Genomic DNA, 18,940 nt, shown 5'->3' on the forward strand with positions numbered 1-18,940 from the left:
CTGGTGTGGACAACGCCTACCCCTGCCCGGCCTGCGGTTCCCCGGCCAATCTGAACTCCGGCTGCTCCGGCTGCGGCCGACCGCCACACCCGGCAGCCGCCGAGGTGATCCGGCTCGACCGGGAGATCGTCGTGTTGGGCGGCGAGGTGCAGCGGGCCCGTCAGGCGTACGAGGGGCTGCGCGGTCGGCTGGAGGCGGTACGGCGGCGGCGAGGCGAGTTGGCCGCCGCGATCCGGACGGAGTTCCCGGTGCCCGCCGTACCGCCGGTCGGTGGCGGGGCACCGGCGGTCGGCGGGTACGCGCGCCCGGTGCCGGTGGCGGCCTCCGCCGGACGGCCCGTCGAGGTGCCGGTTCGCCCGGGAGGTGCCGAAGCCTCCACGCGTACCGTGCAGGGCCTGCTCTTCGTGCTGGGCGGCCTGCTGCTCGGCACGGCGGCCATGGTCTTCGCGGCGGTGGCCTGGGCATCGGTCGGGGTGGCCGGTCGGGCGCTGATCCTGCTGGCGTTCACCGCGTTGCTGCTGGCGGTGCCACTGGTGGCCCGCTGGCGGGGGCTGCGCGGCACCGCCGAGACCTTCGCCGCCGTCGGGCTGCTGCTGGTGCTGCTCGACGGGTACGCCGCCTGGTCGGTCGACCTGTTCGCGGTGACCACCTGGCCGGGCAGCCGGTACGCCGCGCTGGTGGCGGTGGTCGGTGCGGCGGTGGCGGTCGGTTACGCCCGACTCAGCCGCCTGGTGGTGCCGTGGTTCGCCGCGCTGCTCGTCGCCCAGCCGGTGCTGCCGTTGTTCGCCGCCGAGGCGCGCCCGGAACCGGCCGGATGGGCGGTGGTCTTCGTCGGGGTGGCGGTTGTCGACCTGGCGGTGGTGGTCGCCCTGCGGCAGCGCGCCGGTGTGGTCGCGGGCGAGGGGGCCGCGACGACACCGGCACTGCGGCTGGCCGGCACGGCGCTGGCCTGGATCGGGTTCGCCGGCTGGCTGCTGCTCGCCGCGGGTTGTGCGCTGGTGCCGCTACTGGTCGGTCGGGCCGGTGGCGTACCGCTGCTGGCCGGCGGGCCGATGCTGCTGGTGGCGCTGACCGCGTTCGGCGCGGCGCTGCTGACCGGCGGTGACCCGGCACGGACGTTGGCGGGTGGTGCGCTGGTGCCGGTGCTGGCCGGTGCGGTCGTCCGCCCGGTGGTGCAGGTACGCCCCTCGGTGTGGCTGCTGGTGTCGGCGCTGGTCGTGGTGGGGCTGGCCGCTGCCGTACGGCTGCTTCCGAGCGGCTGGCGGACCGGTCCACGGGTGGGGGCGTTGCTGGTCGCCGGTGGCGCGGGAGCGCTGGCGGCGCTGACCGGGCTCCTGCTGGCCGGCACCGCCGTGGGCCGGTCGTTGCCGCCGTGGCGGGGGGCCGAGGCGGGGCCGGCCTTCGCCTGGGGTTGGCAGTTGCCGCTGGTGGTGGCGCTGTCCTCGGTCGCGGCGGCCCTGCTGCTGTCCCGGGTGGCTCGTCCGGCGGTGCTGCTGGTCGGTGCCGCCGCGACCGTGTTCGCGGTGCCGGTGGCCTGGGCCGCGCCCTGGCCGGCCGTGGTCGCGATCGACCTCGTGGTGGGGGCGGTGTTGCTGGTCGCGGCGGTGGCTCGCCCGGCGCTGCCCACGCCGCTGGTGCTGATCTCGGCGGCCGCCGGTGCGGCGTTGCTCGGGCACGGGTTGTTGGTCGGCTTGGCCGAGCCCGCCGGTGCCGGTGTCGCCTGCGCGGTGATCGCGGCCGTCGGCGTCGGTGTGGCGGCCCTCGGTCGGCACGGGAACCTGCCACGGCGGGTCGTGGCCGGGTGCGGGCTGGCCGCCACCGTACTCGTGGTCCCGGCGGGAGCGGCGATCACGATGATCGGCCTCGGTGCCCCGCCGTGGTGGCAGGCCCGAGCCGCGTTGGCCGCCGTCGCGCTGCCGGCGGTGGTGTTGCTCGCGCTGCCTCGTTCCTGGTCCGACCTGACCGGGTACGCCTCGACCGGGCTCGCCGTGGTGGCGGTGCTGACCGGCCTGTCGCCCCTGGTCGTACCGGGCGATGAGCGGGTGACGGTGTACGCGGCGGTGGCCGCGTCGCTCGTCGCGCTCGCCGGGTTCCGGGCCGGCCGGGCACGGCCGTTGTCGGTGGCCGGGTTGGGTCTGGCCGGGGTGGCGGTGCTGGCGGCCCTGCCGATGGTGGTGACCGCCCTGCTGACGCCGTACGGTCCGCCGCCGGCGGTTTGGTCCGGCGTGCCGACGGTCCAGCCGTCGCCGGGGGCGCTTCCGGTCGGCCTGGCCCTGCTGCTGCTGTCGTTGGCGGCCCTGATCGCCGGGCTCGCACCCGGGGACACCCCGACCGGTATGCGTGGTGTGTGGTGGCGGGCCGCCGGTCTGATGCTGCCCTTCGTGGCCGCCGCCGGTCTGGTGCTGCTGGTCGCCGCCGAGGTGCCCTGGCCGGTGGTGCCGGCAGTGGCGCTGCTGGGCGGGGTGGCTGTGCTGGCGACCGCCGCACTGCGGGCCCCGGGTAGGGCGTTCGTCGGGACGGCCATCCCGGTCGGGTTGGTGCTGGCCGGGGGCGGGTTGCTCAACGTGCAGGCGACCCGGGCCGGCACTCTGGCTGCGGCGGGTCTGTTGGTGGTGGCGGCGACGATCGTCGGAGTGGGCGCACGTCACGTCACGGCACGTCTGCTCGGCTGGCTGGTCGCGGTGGCGGCGGCGACCGGGTTCGCGGTCACCGCCCCACTGGCCGCGGGGCAACCGCTACGGGTGGCGGCGTTCGCGGTGCTCGGTGTCGCCGCGCTCACCCTCGCGCTGGCCGCGACGCTGCCGTCGGGCCGGCCGAATCCGCCCGCCGCCGAGGCTGCCACGCGACCTGCGCCGGAGTCCCTGCTGAACCGGGTGCTGGACGCCGTCGCACAGGCGGTCGCGTTGCTCGCGCTGCTGCTCACCCTGGGTGCCCTTCGGCACGCCGCGACGGTCTGCGTGCTCTGGGGCGTCGCGATGGGCGTGCGGCTGTTGCGCCGGGGCGAGTCGACCGGTCGGCGTTGGCTCTTCGCCGGTATCGGCGGTGGCAGCGAACTGCTGGCCGTCTGGCTGCTGCTCGCAGCCGGCGGGGTGACCGTGCTGGAGGCATACACGGTCCCGGTGGCGGCGGTGGCACTGGTCGCTGGTGCGGTGGGGCTGCGTACCCGCGCGGGGTTGAACAGTTGGCTGGCGCTCGGCCCGGGCTTGGCGGCCGCGTTGCTGCCCAGCCTGAACAGCGTGTTGTTCGGGCCCGACCCGCAGCCCTGGCGGCGGCTGCTGCTCGGTGTCGCCGCGCTCGCCGTGACGCTGCTCGGCGCGGTGCGCCGGTGGCAGGCACCGGTGGTGCTCGGTGGAGGCACGCTCGGCCTGCTCGCCCTGCACGAGCTGGTGCGTAGCTGGGACCTGTTGCCCCGGTGGGCCTTCCTGGCCGCCGCCGGGCTGGCGTTGATCGGCTTGGCGACCACCTACGAGCGCCGTCGTCGCGACCTGCTCCGGCTGCGCTCTGCCGTGGGTCGTATGAGCTGACCAGGCTCCGCGGGTGCGGCACCGTGTGGTGCCATGCTGACGGCATTGTGGGCCATTAGAGCTTGGCGTGATGCCAAACATGTGCCAAGATGGCGCCATGGATGTCACCCCGTATGTGAGCAACCTCGGCCGCGAGTTCGCCACGCTCGCCGAAGCCGGCGGTGAGGATGCGCGTGCGCTGGTCGAGCGGCTGACCGGCTCGCTTGAGTCGGCGATCCGGATGACCCTGCTGGACGTGCTGTCGGCGGCAGCCGACGAGATCACCCGGGACATGGCTCCGGGCTCGGTGGAACTACGCCTGCGCGGTCGCGAGCCCGGTTTCGTGGTCAACCTGCCACCGGCCGAGCCGGACGGTGGGGCACCGACCGCGACGACCGCGGCGGACACCGCCGACGACCTGCTTGCTGCCGAGGACGGTCCGGTGGCACGCATCAACGTACGCATGCCCGAGCAGCTCAAGACGGCGATCGAGGAGGCTGCGGCGAAGGAGGGGCGCTCGGTCAACGCCTGGCTGGTCCGGTCGGCCGCCGCCGCACTGCAACGGCCCGACCGCGACCAGCGCACCACGCCACGCAGCAGTGCGAAACGAGCCAAACAGGGCCTGACCGGCTGGGTGCGCTGACCGCGCCGCTCGGCTTTCCACCTCACGCCCCCGATTTGCGGGGACGACCCAGCTACCCAGGAAGTGGGGACCACCATGCCTGTTTTCGACACGCCCGCAGCCATCTCCGTCTCGGTCGAGATCGGTGTCGGCAACGTACGCGTGACCGCCAGCGACCGGACCGACACGGTCGTCGAGGTCCGGCCGAGTGACGCGGCCGACGAGTCGGATGTGCAAGCCGCCGCCCAGATCCGGATCGACTACGCCGACGGCACGCTGCGCGTCACCGGGCCCCGGCGCGCCTTCGACCTCGCCAGGAAGACCAGGTCGGTCGACCTGACCGTCGAACTGCCCAGCGACTCCCGGCTCGACGCGCACCTGCTGCTGGGGGACGTCCGCGCTACCGGTCGGCTCGGCGAGTGCCGGGTCAAGACCACCGGCCACGTGTGGCTCGAACGGACCGGCTCGCTGCGCCTGCACACCGGATTCGGTCACCTCACCGCTGACGAGGTCACCGGCGACGCGCAGGTCTCCACCGGCTCGGGGAAGATCCAGATCGGCGAGATCGCGGGCACCGCGGAGGTCAAGAACTCCAACGGCGACACCACGATCGGTGCGGTCGGCGGCGACGTGCGGGTCCGTAACGCCAACGGTGCCATCGACCTCGCGCGGGCCGGTGCCAGCGTCGACGTGAAGACCTCCAACGGCAGCATCCACCTCCGTGAGGTGGTACGCGGTGAGGTCGTCCTCGCCACCGCCGCAGGCGACCTGGACATCGGTATCGCCGAAGGCACCGCCGCCTGGCTTGAGGTGCACACCAACTTCGGGCAGGTGCGCAACCTGCTCCAGGACGCCACCCGGCCGGAAGCCGGCGACAAGACGGTCGAGGTACGCGGGCGCACCTCCTACGGCGACATCACCGTCCACCGCGCCTGACCGCACCGGATCCGGAAGAAAAGATCATGACGGGTACCCGGTGGCCACCACCGGTCTCCGCCCGATGGGCCGGTCACCGCTGCGGTGGTATCGGCCGGCACCGGTAGGGTCTGGCCATGGCAGAGGTGCTCACCGCCGAGGCGGTGCGAAACGAGCTGGGTGGGCTGGCGGGCTGGTCGGGAGACCCCGCCGGGATCACCCGAACCGTGGAGCTGGCCAGCTTCCCGGACGCCATCGCGGTGGTCGACCGGGTCGCCGCCACGGCCGAGGAACAGGACCACCACCCCGACATCGACATCCGGTGGCGCACGGTGACCTTCCGCTGCACGACCCACTCGGCCGGCGGGGTCACCATGCGTGACATCCGGCTGGCCCGGCGGATCGACGAGATCGTGGAGGGTGCCCGATGAGGTTCGAGATCAGCAAGGTGCTGGACGCCATCGAGGGGCGGGTCTGCACCGACCCGCAACTGGCCCGTGCGGTGCTGGACCTGGCCGAGATCATCCGCTACCAGGATCTCGACGGCGGTCGTCCGGCCAGCTCGCTGCGGCTCGGCATGGTCATCGACGCGCTGGCGCGCAGCCTGGAGGAGGACAGCGTCCCGGTCTATGCGGTGGTGCACCGGGGGATGCTCTCCGACGCCGACCTCACCTCCAACGAGCGCATGGTGGTGCGCAGGTGGGCCGACGACGGTCTGGTGGAGGTGCTCGACAACCCTGGTGACCGGATGCTGGAGGTGGCCGACCTGCTCGGTCTGCCGGTGCTCAGCCGGGTCCGCTTCGACGGTCTGCGCGGACGGTTCCCCTGGTTGGTGGAGCAGCCGGGTCGGATCGTGGCGCCGGTGCCGGGTGCCGGTGGCCCGGTCTTCATCGCCCACGTCGGCGGCGGTCACACACCGCTCGCCGGTCCACCCGCACCGGCCGCCGCCAAGCTGCTGTCCCGCGAGTGGCGCTGCCCGGAGTCGGGCTGCACCCTGTTCGGCGGTGCCGGCGGCGGCGGTGCCTTCGCCGACCTGGCCCGGATCGACCGTGCGCCGACCGGGCAACCGCCGCCGTCGCTGCGCAACGGCGTACCCACCTGCCCCCGGCACGGCACGCGGCTGCGGGACGCCGGTCCCCGACCGCGCAGCGAGGTCCTCGCGGTACGCGTCGGTGGCCTGATCCGCCGTCGGTTCGTGGTCACCGAGGAACAGCCGGTGATGATCGGCCGCGCGCCGGAGGGCACCGGCGGCATCATGCTCGGCCAGTGGCTCAACGACGAGGCGCGGCGTTGGATCAGCCGTAACCACCTGCGGCTGGAACTGCGCGGCAGCGACATCGTCGCCATCGACGTCAGCACCAACGGCTCCGGCGTACGGCCGGGTGGCTCCATGGCGGAGGCGGACCGGATCCCGCTGACCCCGCAGCAGTCCCGGGTGCTCGGCGCCGGTGACATGGTGGAGCTGTACCCGGGCGTGCAGGTCGGCCGTCCGAGCGAGTTTCCGTCGGGAGCACCGTACAACCCGGACTCGGTGATGTCCGAGGCGCCGACCATGGCGATGCGCCTACCCCGCTGAGACCTGACCCCGGGTGGGCGTGCCCCGCACGCCCACCCGGACGGTACGACCGCTCAGCTGGCCAGGACGGCGGCCACCTGTGCCACCGCGTGGTCGATCTCCTCTTCGGTGATCACCAGCGGCGGGGCGAGTCGGATGGTCGAGCCGTGCGTGTCCTTGGCCAGTACCCCCCGCGCCATCAGCCGTTCGCAGGCCACCCGGCCGCTCATCAGCGACGGGTCGATGTCCAGACCGGCCCAGAGGCCCCGGCCGCGTACCGCGACCAGACCCTTGCCGATCAGCCCGCGCAGGCCGGTGTGCAGTCGCTCGCCCAACTCGGTGGAGCGGCGCTGGAACTCGCCGGTCGCCAGCAGCCGGACCACCTCGGTCGCCACCGCGCAGGCCAGCGGGTTGCCACCGAAGGTGGAACCGTGCTGGCCGGGGCGCAGGACGCCGAGTACGTCGGTGTCGGCGGCCACCGCGGAGACCGGCACGATGCCGCCGCCGAGCGCCTTGCCCAGCAGGTACATGTCGGGCACGACGCCTTCCTGCTCGCACGCGAACGTGGTGCCGGTGCGGCCCAGGCCGGACTGGATCTCGTCGGCGATGAACAGCACGTCGCGTTCGGTGCAGAGCCGTCGGACGCCCGGTAGGTAGCCCTCGGGCGGCACGACCACGCCCTGCTCGCCCTGGATCGGCTCCAGCAGCACGGCGACGGTGTGCTCGTCGATCGCCTCGGTCAGCGCGGCCAGGCCACCGTAGGGGACGATCCGGAAGCCCGGGGTGTACGGCCCGAAGTCGGCTCGGGCGTCGGAGTCGGTGGAGAAGCTGACGATGGTGGTCGTACGCCCGTGGAAGTTGCCCTCCGCGACCACGATGTTGGCCTGGTCGGCCGGCACCCCCTTGACCTGGTAGCCCCACTTGCGGGCCACCTTGATGCCGGTCTCGACAGCCTCGGCCCCGGTGTTCATCGGCAGCACCAGGTCCTTGCCGCACAGCGCCGCCAGCTCGCGGCAGAAGTCGGCGAACTGGTCGTGGATGAACGCCCGGCTGGTCAACGTCAACCGGTCGAGCTGGGCGTGCGCGGCGGCGATCAGCGTCGGGTGCCGGTGGCCGAAGTTCAGCGCCGAGTAGCCGGCCAGGCAGTCGAGGTAGCGCCGGCCGTCCACATCGGTCACCCAGGCGCCCTCGGCGGAGGAGATCACCACCGGCAGCGGGTGATAGTTGTGCGCGGTGTGCCGCTCCGCGTCCTGCACCGCGACAGGAGTCCGGAGCATGTCCTCGATCATCGGTTCGCCTTTCCCTGACGGAGTCGCAACGTGCAACACTTCGGGCCGCCGCCGGCCCGACGCAGCTCGGACAGGTCGACGCCGATCGGCTCGTAGCCCCGCTCGCGCAGCTTGGCGGCCAGGCCGGTGGCCTGCTCGGGCAGCACCACGTGCCGACCGTCGCTGACCGCGTTGAGGCCGAGCACCTCCGCGTCGGCCATGGTGGCGTGCACCGCGTCCGGGAAGAGTCGCCGCAGCACGGCCTGACTGCCGGGCGAGAACGCCTCCGGCAGGTACGCCACGGTGCGCTCGTCGAGCACGGTCAGCGCGGTGTCCAGGTGGTAGAAGCGCGGGTCCACCAGTTGCATGGTGACCACCGGGTACCCGAAGACCTCCTGGAGCTGGGCGTGCGAGGCGTGCGCGGTGCGGAAACCGGTGCCGGCGAGCAGGTGGTCGCCGGCCAGCAGGACGTCGCCCTCACCCTCGTTGACGTGCTTCGGGTCGTACATCTCGAAACCGGCGGCCTCGAACCAGGCGCGATACGCGGGGGCCTCGTCGGCGCGTTGCGGATCACGGAACTGCACCGCCATCGCCTTGCCGTCGATCACGGTGCCGCCGTTGGCGGCGAAGACCATGTCGGGCAGGCCCGGTACCGGAGTGATCTCCTCGACGGTGTGGCCCAGGTCCAGGTAGATCTGGCGTAGCCGCTCCCACTGGCGAACGGCGAGATCGACGTCGACCGGAGCGGTCGGGTCCATCCAGGGGTTGATCGCGTAGTCGACGGCGAAGTACGTCGGCCGGCACATCAGGAAGCGCTGGCGGGTGGCGTCCATCGTCATGAGTCCTGCTCCCAGGGTCGGGCGCGCCCGGCCACCGTCGGCCCACGGGCTGGCGCCGTGGCTCAACGGTATGCGGGCCCGACCGGCAGGATCCACCGCGAACCCTTGCATTCAGTGGCAGATCGTTGCGTATAACGCCTGCTTGGTGGCCGTTCATTGCGCGTGAGGCCGTCGACCCCGATCCGTGTCGGCGGCGGCCGGGCCGACCCCGGACACACGTCAGGGGCGGCGAATCGCCGCCCCTGACGAGCGTGTGCGTCCGACTGGTGAACCACCAGATGTGATCGGACTACGGTCGGTTCTTCACCGACCGGCTCGGTGAACCACCGGCGGGCCGAAAAGTGCCCACTACCAGCGATCGACAAACTGTGAATCAAGCCACTCACGGAAGCGCGCGACCAGGTCGCCGTCGGTGCTCGGCCAGTCGTACTGACCGGTCATCGCCAGCACGCCCAGGACCACCGCACCGAGGCCGAAGGCGATGCCCAACAGCGCGTCGGACTTGCCGGCGATGTGCCGCCGACGGGTGGCGATCAGCCCGAGCACGGCGAGCACCGCCCCGAACGCGCCCAGCGCGATGCCGTACCCGGCGAGCGCGCCGGTGAGCACGAACAGGATGCCGCCGACGCCCACGATCAGGCCGAGCGTCGCCAGCAGACTGGCCCGTGGTCGCGGTCCGACCGGCGTCGCCGGGACGTCCCGGTTGGCGTCACCGGCGGGGCCCCGGTCCTCGTCGACCGGGTTGACCGGCCGGTCGCTGTCGTCGATCCGCTCCCGGTCGGCGGTACGGCCCACTTCGGCCCGGTCGCCGTCGAGACGGGGGTCACGCTCGTCGACAGTCCGGTCGCGATCCGCGGTCCCGGTGGTGGTACGGGCCCGGGAGGAGCCGTGAACGGTGGACCGTGCGGTGGCGGCCCGGGCCTCGGCGGCCCGTCGCGCGTCGGCCCGGCTGTCCGCCGAGTCATCCACGGTGGCCCGGCCAGCGGCGGTGCTGCCGTCGGCCGGTGCGCGGCGGGTGGTGCTGTCGGCGGCCGGTGTGCCGCCGTCGGAGCGGCCCTCGGCGTCGGTTCGCCCGTCGGGACGGGTGTCGGTGGCGACCGTCCCGCCCCGACCGTCTGCCGGCGGCGTCGGTTCGTCCCGACGTGACAGCGAAGGAAATCTCATAGGTTCACCTCCTGATCGATGCGTGGACGGCGGCATCAGCCCCGTATCGCCAGCCACGCCACAACACCCCGGAGGTACCCCCACCCCGCTGCGCCGACACCCGTTCCCGCCACGCGGGAACAGGTGACTCAGCGAGGGCGGGTCAGGCAGGCCAGGGCGGAGGTGAGGAGGGCCAGGCGGCGGGGGCGGGAGACCAGGACGGGACGGCTGCGGACACAGCGCACGAGGATCTCCACGGCCCGCTCGACCGGGATCATCAACGGCCGGGACGAGCCCTTGGCCATCTTGGTGTCCACGAAACCGAACCGCACGGTGGTCACGTGCACGCCATGCCGCCGCAGCGCCGCCGACAGGCCCATCAGGTACGACGACAGCCCGGCCTTCGAACCCGCGTACCCGGGGGCCTCGCCGGAGACGAGCCGGTCGGCGAGGCTGGAGATCCCGATCAGGTGCCCCTCACCGGTGGCCAGCATTCTCGGCACCACCACGGCAGCGGTGCGTACCGCGCCCATCAGGTTGACCTCGAAGGTGCGCGTCTGCGTGTCCAGGTCGGTCGGGTCGACCGGCTCGCCGATGCCGGCGGCGTAGACGCACAGGTCCAGGCCGCCGAGTTCGTCGACCGCCTTGCCCAGCACCTGCGGATAGTCCGGCGCGGTGACGTCGACGGTGTGGTGGGTGTACGTCGGGACGATGATCGTGTTGTCCCGCCGGGACAGCCCGGTGACCAGCCAACCGTCGGCGAGGAGTCTGCGGGTGAACGCCAGCCCGATCCCGTCGCTGTTGCCGATCACCACCGCACGGCGCATCCGAACCGTCATGACCCACTGCCCCTATCGAGTCGACGTGGCGCCCGCCCGTGCCGGCGGCTCGACCGGCAATTGAACCAGACGGCGAGAAGGATTCCCTACCGTCGAGTAGCTCACGGCTCGATCGCTGCTCACCTGCCCGCTGGCTACGCTTGACGCGTGCCAGAGGGACACACCATCCATCGCCTGGCGGCCCGGCACGCCGAGTTGTTCGTCGGTGACAAGGTGCACGCCACCAGCCCGCAGGGGCGGTTCGCCGACGGTGCCGCGCTGATCTCCGGGACGGTGCTGGAGGGCACCGAGGCGTACGGCAAGCATCTGCTGCACCACCACGCCGGTGAGTTGGCGCTGCACGTGCACCTCGGCCTCTACGGCAAGGTCACCGATGGTGACGGTGAGCCGCCGGAGCCGGTGGGGCAGATCCGCCTCCGACTGACCAGCGACCGGCACTGGCTCGACCTGCGCGGCCCGACCGCCTGTGAGCTGCTCAGCCCGCCCGAGGTGGCGGCGCTGCGGGCCCGACTCGGCCCGGATCCGCTGCGCGCCGATGCCGACCCGGACCGGGCGTACGCCCGGATCTCGCGCAGCGCGACGCCGCTGGCCGCGCTGCTGCTGGACCAGTCGGTGGTGGCCGGCACGGGTTTGATCTTCGTGACCGAGGCGTTGTTCCGCGCGGGGCTGTCGCCGAGGCTGCCCGGCCGGGAGCTGACCCGGGCTGGCTGGCAGGTGCTCTGGGCCGATCTGGTGGAGCTGATGACACGCGCGGTCGCCACCGGCCGGATCGACACCGTCCGCGACGCCCACCTGCCCGAGGCGATGGGTCGCCCGGCCCGCGTCGACCGGCACGGCGGAGAGGTGTACGTCTACCGTCGCCCGGGCCAGCCCTGTCACGTCTGCCGCACGCCGGTCAGCCGAGGCACCATCACTGCCCGCAACCTCTACTGGTGCGCCACCTGCCAGGCCGCCTGAGACCCTGGGCGGATCGTGCCGCCCATCCGCCCGCAGGTGCCCGGCCAGGGTCCGCGCTACCCGACGAGCCAGCGGACCACCTCGACGTGGTCGGTGAAGACGCGGTCACCGTCGATGCTCCAGGCCGTGGTCTGAGCGATCGTCCAGCCGCGTACCCGGTCGCGGTCCAGCCCCAACTCGGCGCTGAGGCGGTCCAGTCGGCGACGGACGGCGGTCGGGGAGTGACCCAGCTCGGTACCGCGCACCATCGGCACCACCGAGAACTCCCGCTCGCCGAGCAGTGGCTTGGGGTCGATCACCAGCCACGGTTCGCGTGCCGCGCTGAGCACGTTGGCGGCGTGCAGGTCCTGGTTGACCAGGACCTGCTCACCCTGGCTGCCGGCCAGCGCACCGAGTAGGTCGAGCGCGAGATCGACCAGTCGCCGCTCGTACGGCCGTCCGGTGCGTTCCCACTTGACCGGCAGCCGGTCCGCCCAGCCGGCAGCCGCCTCCGTCAACGGCGTGAACGGCTCACCGGCCGGCACCCAGAGGCGGGGGAGCAGCGCCACCACGGCGTCGAGCGCCTCGTCGAGCGGTAACGCGTGCAACGGTGTGCCGGGGTCACAGCGCTCCACCAGCAGTGCCCGCAGGTCGGGGTCGTGGGCGAGCAGCCGGACGGCACCGTCGCCGTCCCAGTGGCGTAACGCGGTCGCCTCGTGCTCGCTCTCGGCGTCCGGAAACTGCACCTTGAGCACCGCCCGGGTGCCGTCCGGCAGGTCGGCCGGCATCGCCAGCGAGGCGAAGGCGTACCCGAAGGGCGCACCGAGCCGCAGCGACCAGCGTCGGGCACAGGTGGCCAACAGTTCCGGCAGCTCGGCCAACCACTGCGGACCGCCCGGCATGCCGTGCAACCAGGTCAACCCGTCGGGAATCCGCAGCACGCCGGTCATCGGCTCATCCTGGCCGAGCCCGACCTGACGGCACAACACGGCTCAACCGGCCGCACCCGGCTGTCCCCGCGGGTTGCCGCACGCGCACTCACCACCGCCGAACCCGCCATGCTCACCCTCAGCGCAGGCGGCGGATGTCGCCGTAGGCGCGATAGAAGCCGCCCCGGCCGGACTCGCGGACCTCGGTGACCAGGTAGCGCGCCCCGGGCTCGCGGATGCCCTTGGGGAACTGCACCGACCAGTCCGGGCGGTAGCCGCTGGAGAGCACGTGGACCCGCAGCCGCCCGCCCTGCTCGACACACTCGACCACCACGCCGCCGCCGGTGTCGCCGACCACCTCGACCTGGGTCACGGCGGCGGGCTCCGGCAACCGGGCCGGGGCCTTGACGTCGACCACCTCCGGCACGCTGCCCGCCTCCGCCGCCCGGATCGCCGGCTCGCTGGCGTCGATGCAGGCCAGGTGCCCGCTGGTGGTCACCACGTAGAGGCGCTGGTCGTGGTACTGCATGGAGTACGCCGAACCGCAGCCGGTGCCGAGCTTCCACAGCCGGGTGCCGTCGGCGGCGAAGCAGTAGATCGAGGACTGGCTGTCCCCGGCGAAGACGTAGCGGCCGTCGGAGGCGGTGGCGCAGGAGAAGACCGGCGCGTCGGCCCGGTAGGTCCGCGTCGCGGAACCGCCGTGCTTGCCGAGCCGGACGACCTCGCGGGTGGCGGTGCCGGCGAAGACGGCGTCGCGTTCCTGCCAGCCGAAGAGCACCGAGCCGGTGCGGGTGTGCCACAACTCCTGGCCGGTGCGCCAGTCGTAGCCGGTCACCCCCGCCGAGTCGCCGTGGTAGACGGCGTCGGCGTCGCAGCGCACCATCCAGGCCGACCGGCCGCGTCCTGCGCGTCGCCAGAGGAACTCGTCCTCGTGGTCGATGGCGGCGATCCCGCCGTCGGCGTCGGAGACACCCAGCACGCCGTCGTGGATGTCGAGCCAGTAGATGTCGATGTCGGGCACGATCGCGTACGCCACCCGGGGGATCTTGCCGGAGAGGTCGTAGACGTTGCCGTCGTCGCAGCCGGCGTAGATCCAGGCGTCGTCGGCGACGATGCACTTGACCCCGTCGGGGAGGCGGACCTGGTCGAGCACGCGGGCGTCGTGGTCGAGAGTGGTGATCACACCCTGCTCGTTGCCCACCATGCAGGTGCGCCCGTCGACGAAGATGCCGAAGGCCGGTGCGCCGGATTCGTACCGCCAGAGCACGGGGGCGGTGCGGGCGGTCGAGCGGGTGCTGACGATCTGCCGCCGGGAGACGGCCCGCTTCTGGCGTACGCCGGGCACCGCCGGGGCGTATCCCCTGCGGACCTTCTCGCCGATCTTCTTCGCGGCGGCGGCCCGGGCCCGCGCGTTGTCGGGGTAGCCGGTGCTCTTGACCTGGCCCTGGTCGCCGATCCGCCCGTAGCGCACAGTCATCGTGGTGTCATCGACCACCACCTCATAGAACTTGTGCGCTGAACCGTCCACTTCGGACAGCTCAAGGTAAGTCGTCTCCTGCGACATGGGTGTTCCTCCGAGGGGTTCGCGTCAGCCCTGACCGGGCGGCGCGTACACGCTAACCCCTGCCACTGACAGAACCGGGCGCGCGGGGATCGGCGGCGAGCGCGTCGACGGCCTTGCGGGCCGCGACCAGCACCGGATCCCAGACCGGGGCGTACGGCGGGGCGTAGCCGAGGTCGAGTGCGGTCATGTCGTCCACCGTCATCTTGTTCCACAGCGCCACGGCAAGGGTGTCGATCCGCTTCGCCGCCTCCGACCAGCCGACGATCTGGGCGCCCAGCAACCGCCCGCTCGGCCGCTCCGCGATCAGCTTCACCGTCATCTGCCGGGATCCGGGGTAGTAGCCGGCGCGGTTCGTCGACCGGGCGATCACCGAGACGAACTCGAATCCGGCCATCCGGGCCTCCCGCTCCCGCAGGCCGGTGCGACCCACCTCCAGCTCGCACACCTTCGTCACGGCGGTGCCGATCACTCCCGCGAAGGTGGCGTACCCGCCGCCGATGTTGATCCCGGCGACCCGGCCCTGCTTGTTGGCGTGGGTGCCCAGCGGCACGTGCACCGGCAGTCCGCTGACCTTGTGCAGGGTCTCCACACAGTCTCCGGCGGCCCACACGCCGGGCACCCCGGACACCCGCATCCGGCGGTCCACCCTGATCCCGCCGGTCGGCCCGAGCGGCAGGCCGGCAGCGGCGGCCAACTCGGTGTTCGGGCTCACGCCGAGACCGAGCACCACCAGGTCGGCCGGAATCGACCCCTGGTCGGTGACCACCTCGCAGACCCGGCCGTCGCGCTCCGTCAGCCCGGTGACCCGCACGCCGGTGCGGATGTCCACCCCCAGACCGCGCATCGCATCGGTGACCAGCCGGGCCATGTCCGGGTCGACGGTCGACATCGGCTGCTCGTCACGCTCGACCAGGGTGACCGACAGGCCGCGGCGAACCAGTGCCTCGGCCATCTCGACCCCGATGTAGCCGCCGCCGACCACCACCGCCCGCCGGGGCGGTGGGTCCGCCTCCAGCCAGGCACGCAGCGCCGAGCCGTCGTCGAGGGTCTGCACCCCGAACACGCCCGCCGCGTCGGTGTGCGCCCAGGCCGGCTTCTTCGGCACCGCCCCGGCGGCGTACATGAGGGTGTCGAACCGCTCGCGGACCTCGCCGCCGCCGTCCAGGTCGCGGGCGACCACCTCGCGACGGACCAGGTCGATCCCGACCACCTCGTGCCGCAGCCGCACGTCGATGGCGTAGTCCTCGCGGTGCGTGCGGGGCGACCGGGTCACCAGCTGCTCCCGGTCGGTGACCAGTCCGCTGATCCAGTACGGGATCCCGCAGGCCGAGTACGACGTGAAGTGCCCGCGTTCGAAGGCCACGATCTCCAGGTCGTCGGTGCCCCGGCGTCGACGCGCCTGCGCCGCGGCCGACATGCCGGCCGCGTCCGCGCCGATGACGATCAACCGTTCCGCCACGGCATCACCCTTCGTCAGGCCGGGCCCTCGCCCCGGGTCTGTCGTGCCACGTCCTCCACCACATCCTCCAACCGTCCGGTCCGCGCGTACACCGAACGCTGCCGTGCGGCGCCGCTGCCGTGCCGGCGCAGTCCCTCCAGCAGGCTGGTCACCTCGGCGAGGTCACCGTGTCGTTCCAGGGCCGGGCCGAGTCGCCCGACGAGCTGGTGCAGCACGTCCCAAGCCGGCCGCAGTTCGCCGCTGGACAGGTCGACCGCCTCGCCCTCCAACCCGTCGTGGGCGGCCCGCCAGTGCGCGCCGACCAACAGGTGGTGGTCGGTGGGCAGCGGCGGCCGCCCGGCGGCGATGTCGTCGAGCGCGGTGGCCACCAGCCCACGGACCAGCGCGGCGACCAGGACCGCGTCGTCGACGGTCGGGCAGACGTCACCGATGCGCAGTTCCACCGTCGGATACTTGGCCGACAGGCGGGCGTACCAGTACAGCATCCCCTCATCGAGCATCACGCCGCTGGCGATCAGCTGACGGATCAGTCGCTGGTAGTGCTCGTGGGAGACCAGGTAGGGCGTCGGCGCGACCGACGGCCAGCGCTCCCACTCGACCGACCGCCAACTGGCGTAGCCGGTGTCCGCTCCCCGGGAGAACGGCGAGTTGGCGGTGATCGCGTGCAGGATCGGCAGCCACGGCCGTACGTGGTTGAGCACCTGGACACCGGCGTCGGGGTCCGGCACACCGACGTGCACGTGCATCCCGTTGTTACCCGGCCCGGGCACCAGGAGCCGGAACCGGGCGAGCATCCGGTCGAAGCGGGGCTTGTCGACCACCGGGGGCACCGGTCCGTCGATCGGTCCGGTGCCGATCGCCAGCAGTCGGGCACCGGCCCGCTCGGCGGCGTCGGCGAGCGCGGAGCGGAGCAGGCCGAGCGAGTGCCGGATCGAGGAGAGTTCCAATCCGGGTGGGCTGCCGATCTCGATCTGACTGGTCTGGAACTCCCGCTCGATCTGTCCCCGCAGTTCGGCGGGGACCTGCTCCAGCACCGCCTCGACGGCCGGCGTCGCCGCCCCGGAGTCCGGGTCGACGAGCAGGAACTCCTCCTCGACACCCACGGTGAGGAGGTCGGTTGACTCAGTCGTCGGTTCGGGGGCCGTCGCCGTCTGCCTGACCATCACTACCACCGTCCACTCCTGCCGGTGGCGGGCTGTCCGCACCGGGTCGGCGGGCAATTACCCCCAGTGGTGGTACCCGGAAACGCCCGCCTGCGTGGCGCCGGGCGTTCGATCGTCGAGCGGGTCGTATCGATCGACATTGACAACTGCCTGGGTGAGACGTACAACTCCTGAGAGAGCGCTCTCTCATTCCCGTCCCGCAGAGAGGCAAACCCCATGACACCTGCCCCGGCGGCACCCGCCGCCCTGCCTGCGCGACGCCGGCTACCGCTGGCGTTAGCCCTGGTCACCGCCCTCACCGCCGGTCTGGCCGGGCTCACCACCACCGCGGACGCCGCCGTGCCACCACCACCGTCGGGTTGGAGCCTGGTGTGGAGCGACGACTTCACCGGCGCCGCCGGCACCCTGCCGTCCGCCAGTAACTGGATCATCGACACCGGCACCAGCTACCCGGGTGGGCCGCCCAACTGGGGCACCGGCGAGATCCAGACGTACACGAACAGCACCGCCAACGTCAGCCACGACGGGGCCGGCAACCTGCGGATCACCCCGCTGCGCGACGGCGCCGGACGCTGGACCTCGGCCCGCATCGAGACCGTACGTAGCGACTTCAAGGCCCCGGCCGGTGGGGTGCTGGCCATCGAGGGCCGCCTCCAGATGCCCAACGTCACCGGCGCCGCCGCGATGGGGTACTGGCCGGCGTTCTGGGCGCTCGGTTCGCCGTACCGGGGCAATTACCACAACTGGCCGGGCATCGGCGAGTTCGACGTGATGGAGAACGTCAACGGGCTCAACACGGTCTGGGGTGTGCTGCACTGCGGTGTCGCACCGGGCGGGCCCTGCGACGAGTTCAACGGCATCGGCGGCTCCCGGGCCTGCCCCGGCAGCACCTGTCAGTCGGCGTTCCACACCTACCGCTTCGAGTGGGACGCCTCGGTGAGCCCGCAACAGCTGCGCTGGTACGTCGACGGGCAGCTCTACCACACGGTGAGCCAGAACCGGGTCGGTGAGCCGTACTGGTCGCAGATGACCAGCCACGCCGGATACTTCCTGCTGCTGAACGTGGCGATGGGTGGGGCCTTCCCGGACGGGGTCGCGGGCAGCGCCACCCCCACCTCGGCCACCGTGCCCGGTCGGCCGATGCTTGTCGACTACGTGGCCGTCTACAGCCGGGGTGGCGGCAGTACGCCGCCCACGACGTCGCCGCCGACCACGCCGCCGCCGGGCGGCGTGCGGGACGCGTACGCGACCATCCAGGCGGAGTCCTTCAACGCCCAGAGCGGCGTGATCGTCGAGGCGTGCTCCGAGGGTGGGCAGAACATCGGGGCGCTGCGCAACGGTGACTGGGTGCGCTACGACAACGTCGAGTTCGGCTCCAGTGGGCCGCGCGACTTCGTGGCCCGGGTCGCCTCCGGCGCGGCGGGAGGCATCAGTGGCCTGGTGGAGGTGCGGGTGGACAGCCCGACCAGTCCACCGATCGGCAGCTTCGCCATCGCCAACACCGGTGGCTGGCAGAGCTGGCGTTCGGTGCCCGGCAACGTCTCCGGGGTGACCGGGCGACGCACGGTCTACCTCACCTTCACCAGCGGTCAGCCCAACGACTTCGTCAACGTCAACTGGTTCCACTTCCGCCGCTGAGGTGCAAGGAAGGGCCCCCTACTAACGCCTGCGGTAGAGGAGGGGGCCCTTCCTAACAGGCACGAACGCTGGTGCTGGCGGTGATCGGCGCGCTGGCCTTCGACCTGCCCGCCGGCGCCTACTGGGACGCGCTGCTGACCTCAGACGGTCAGCGGTACACCTTCACCAACCGCTCCTGGAACGGCACCATCGCACCCGGCGCCTCGGTCTCCTTCGGCTTTCTCGGCAGCGGTTCCGGCGTACCGACGAACTGCCTGCTCAACGGCGCGGCCTGCGCGGGCGGCAGCACGCCGCCACCGACCACGCCCCCGCCCACGACACCGTCGACCACCGGGCTGCCGAAGCACATAGTCCCGCCCAGCGTGGTCAACGCCGCGCTGGACTGCCTCGCCGGGGGCACCAACTGCGGCGGCTTCCGCCCGCCGCGCACCTACCCCGGCCTGCGGGGCGCGATGACCTGGTCGATCAACTGGGCCGTCACCAACGGCAACTCCTTCGCCCGTACCGTCGCCCCGCACCTGCGCACCCTGCCCGACTGACCACGAGGCCCCACCCCCGGCCGCGTTG

Annotated in this window: 15 protein-coding genes and 1 pseudogene; 8 read left to right on the top strand and 8 right to left on the bottom strand. The window is 72.5% G+C overall.

Annotation, left to right across the window (positions count from 1 at the left end; genetic code table 11):
- Positions 1 to 5 precede the first annotated feature (5 nt).
- The 5 genes from FF096_RS03150 (at position 6) to FF096_RS03170 (ending at position 6,616) form a co-directional block, all read left to right on the top strand.
- Entirely contained in the window at positions 6 to 3,524 is a 3,519-nt protein-coding gene (locus FF096_RS03150; RefSeq protein ID WP_309222560.1) for an SCO7613 C-terminal domain-containing membrane protein, read from the top strand.
- Positions 3,525 to 3,621: 97 nt separating this feature from the next.
- Entirely contained in the window at positions 3,622 to 4,146 is a 525-nt protein-coding gene (locus tag FF096_RS03155; RefSeq protein ID WP_155214711.1) for a DUF1778 domain-containing protein, read from the top strand.
- Positions 4,147 to 4,221: 75 nt separating this feature from the next.
- Positions 4,222 to 5,061: a DUF4097 family beta strand repeat-containing protein gene (locus tag FF096_RS03160; protein WP_155214712.1), complete on the top strand. Its 840-nt coding sequence runs from the start codon at positions 4,222 to 4,224 to the stop codon at positions 5,059 to 5,061.
- A 116-nt stretch (positions 5,062 to 5,177) separates the two neighbouring features.
- On the top strand, positions 5,178 to 5,471 hold the full coding sequence (locus FF096_RS03165) for a 4a-hydroxytetrahydrobiopterin dehydratase (RefSeq protein WP_155214713.1): 294 nt from the start codon (positions 5,178 to 5,180) through the stop codon (positions 5,469 to 5,471).
- Entirely contained in the window at positions 5,468 to 6,616 is a 1,149-nt protein-coding gene (locus FF096_RS03170; RefSeq protein WP_155214714.1) for an FHA domain-containing protein, read from the top strand. Before FF096_RS03165 ends, FF096_RS03170 begins: the two co-directional genes overlap by 4 nt.
- A gap of 53 nt (positions 6,617 to 6,669) precedes the next feature.
- Here FF096_RS03170 and rocD read toward each other — a convergent pair whose 3' ends face one another.
- The 4 genes from rocD to FF096_RS03190 all read right to left on the bottom strand — a co-directional run bounded on the left by rocD (position 6,670) and on the right by FF096_RS03190 (position 10,684).
- On the bottom strand, positions 6,670 to 7,884 hold the full coding sequence (rocD, locus tag FF096_RS03175) for an ornithine--oxo-acid transaminase (protein WP_155214715.1): 1,215 nt from the start codon (positions 7,882 to 7,884) through the stop codon (positions 6,670 to 6,672).
- A complete protein-coding gene (ddaH, locus tag FF096_RS03180) occupies positions 7,881 to 8,696 on the bottom strand; it encodes a dimethylargininase (protein WP_196222438.1) in 816 nt (271 codons plus the stop codon). The genes rocD and ddaH overlap by 4 nt, the downstream gene beginning before the upstream one ends.
- Before the next feature lie 354 nt (positions 8,697 to 9,050).
- Entirely contained in the window at positions 9,051 to 9,866 is an 816-nt protein-coding gene (locus FF096_RS03185; RefSeq protein ID WP_155214717.1) for a DUF308 domain-containing protein, read from the bottom strand.
- Positions 9,867 to 9,994: 128 nt separating this feature from the next.
- Complete coding sequence (locus tag FF096_RS03190; RefSeq protein ID WP_155214718.1) at positions 9,995 to 10,684, bottom strand: SDR family oxidoreductase; 690 nt, start codon at positions 10,682 to 10,684, stop codon at positions 9,995 to 9,997.
- A gap of 147 nt (positions 10,685 to 10,831) precedes the next feature.
- On the opposite strand from FF096_RS03190, the gene FF096_RS03195 reads away from it, so the two are divergent.
- Positions 10,832 to 11,641: a DNA-formamidopyrimidine glycosylase family protein gene (locus FF096_RS03195; RefSeq protein ID WP_309222561.1), complete on the top strand. Its 810-nt coding sequence runs from the start codon at positions 10,832 to 10,834 to the stop codon at positions 11,639 to 11,641.
- 56 nt (positions 11,642 to 11,697) lie between these two features.
- On the opposite strand, the gene FF096_RS03200 is transcribed toward FF096_RS03195, so the two are convergent.
- The 4 genes from FF096_RS03200 to FF096_RS03215 all read right to left on the bottom strand — a co-directional run bounded on the left by FF096_RS03200 (position 11,698) and on the right by FF096_RS03215 (position 16,735).
- Positions 11,698 to 12,570, bottom strand: coding sequence for an aminoglycoside phosphotransferase family protein (locus FF096_RS03200; protein WP_230462225.1), 873 nt, complete (start codon positions 12,568 to 12,570; stop codon positions 11,698 to 11,700).
- 118 nt (positions 12,571 to 12,688) lie between these two features.
- A complete protein-coding gene (locus tag FF096_RS03205) occupies positions 12,689 to 14,113 on the bottom strand; it encodes a WGR domain-containing protein (RefSeq protein WP_155214719.1) in 1,425 nt (474 codons plus the stop codon).
- Between the two features lie 52 nt (positions 14,114 to 14,165).
- Positions 14,166 to 15,572: an FAD-dependent oxidoreductase gene (locus tag FF096_RS03210; RefSeq protein ID WP_309222562.1), complete on the bottom strand. Its 1,407-nt coding sequence runs from the start codon at positions 15,570 to 15,572 to the stop codon at positions 14,166 to 14,168.
- A gap of 14 nt (positions 15,573 to 15,586) precedes the next feature.
- Positions 15,587 to 16,735 (bottom strand): glutamate--cysteine ligase, encoded by a 1,149-nt coding sequence (locus tag FF096_RS03215; RefSeq protein ID WP_155214720.1) that lies wholly within the window; start codon positions 16,733 to 16,735, stop codon positions 15,587 to 15,589.
- A 216-nt stretch (positions 16,736 to 16,951) separates the two neighbouring features.
- Between FF096_RS03215 and FF096_RS03220 the strand changes: the two genes are divergently transcribed.
- Positions 16,952 to 18,373, top strand: coding sequence for a carbohydrate-binding protein (locus tag FF096_RS03220; protein ID WP_155214721.1), 1,422 nt, complete (start codon positions 16,952 to 16,954; stop codon positions 18,371 to 18,373).
- An 89-nt stretch (positions 18,374 to 18,462) separates the two neighbouring features.
- A pseudogene (locus FF096_RS03225) lies at positions 18,463 to 18,912 on the top strand (cellulose binding domain-containing protein); the annotation flags it as partial.
- Between the last annotated feature and the right edge of the window lie 28 nt (positions 18,913 to 18,940).

Source organism: Micromonospora sp. CP22, assembly GCF_009712475.1.
In the GTDB taxonomy this organism is placed as follows: domain Bacteria; phylum Actinomycetota; class Actinomycetes; order Mycobacteriales; family Micromonosporaceae; genus Micromonospora.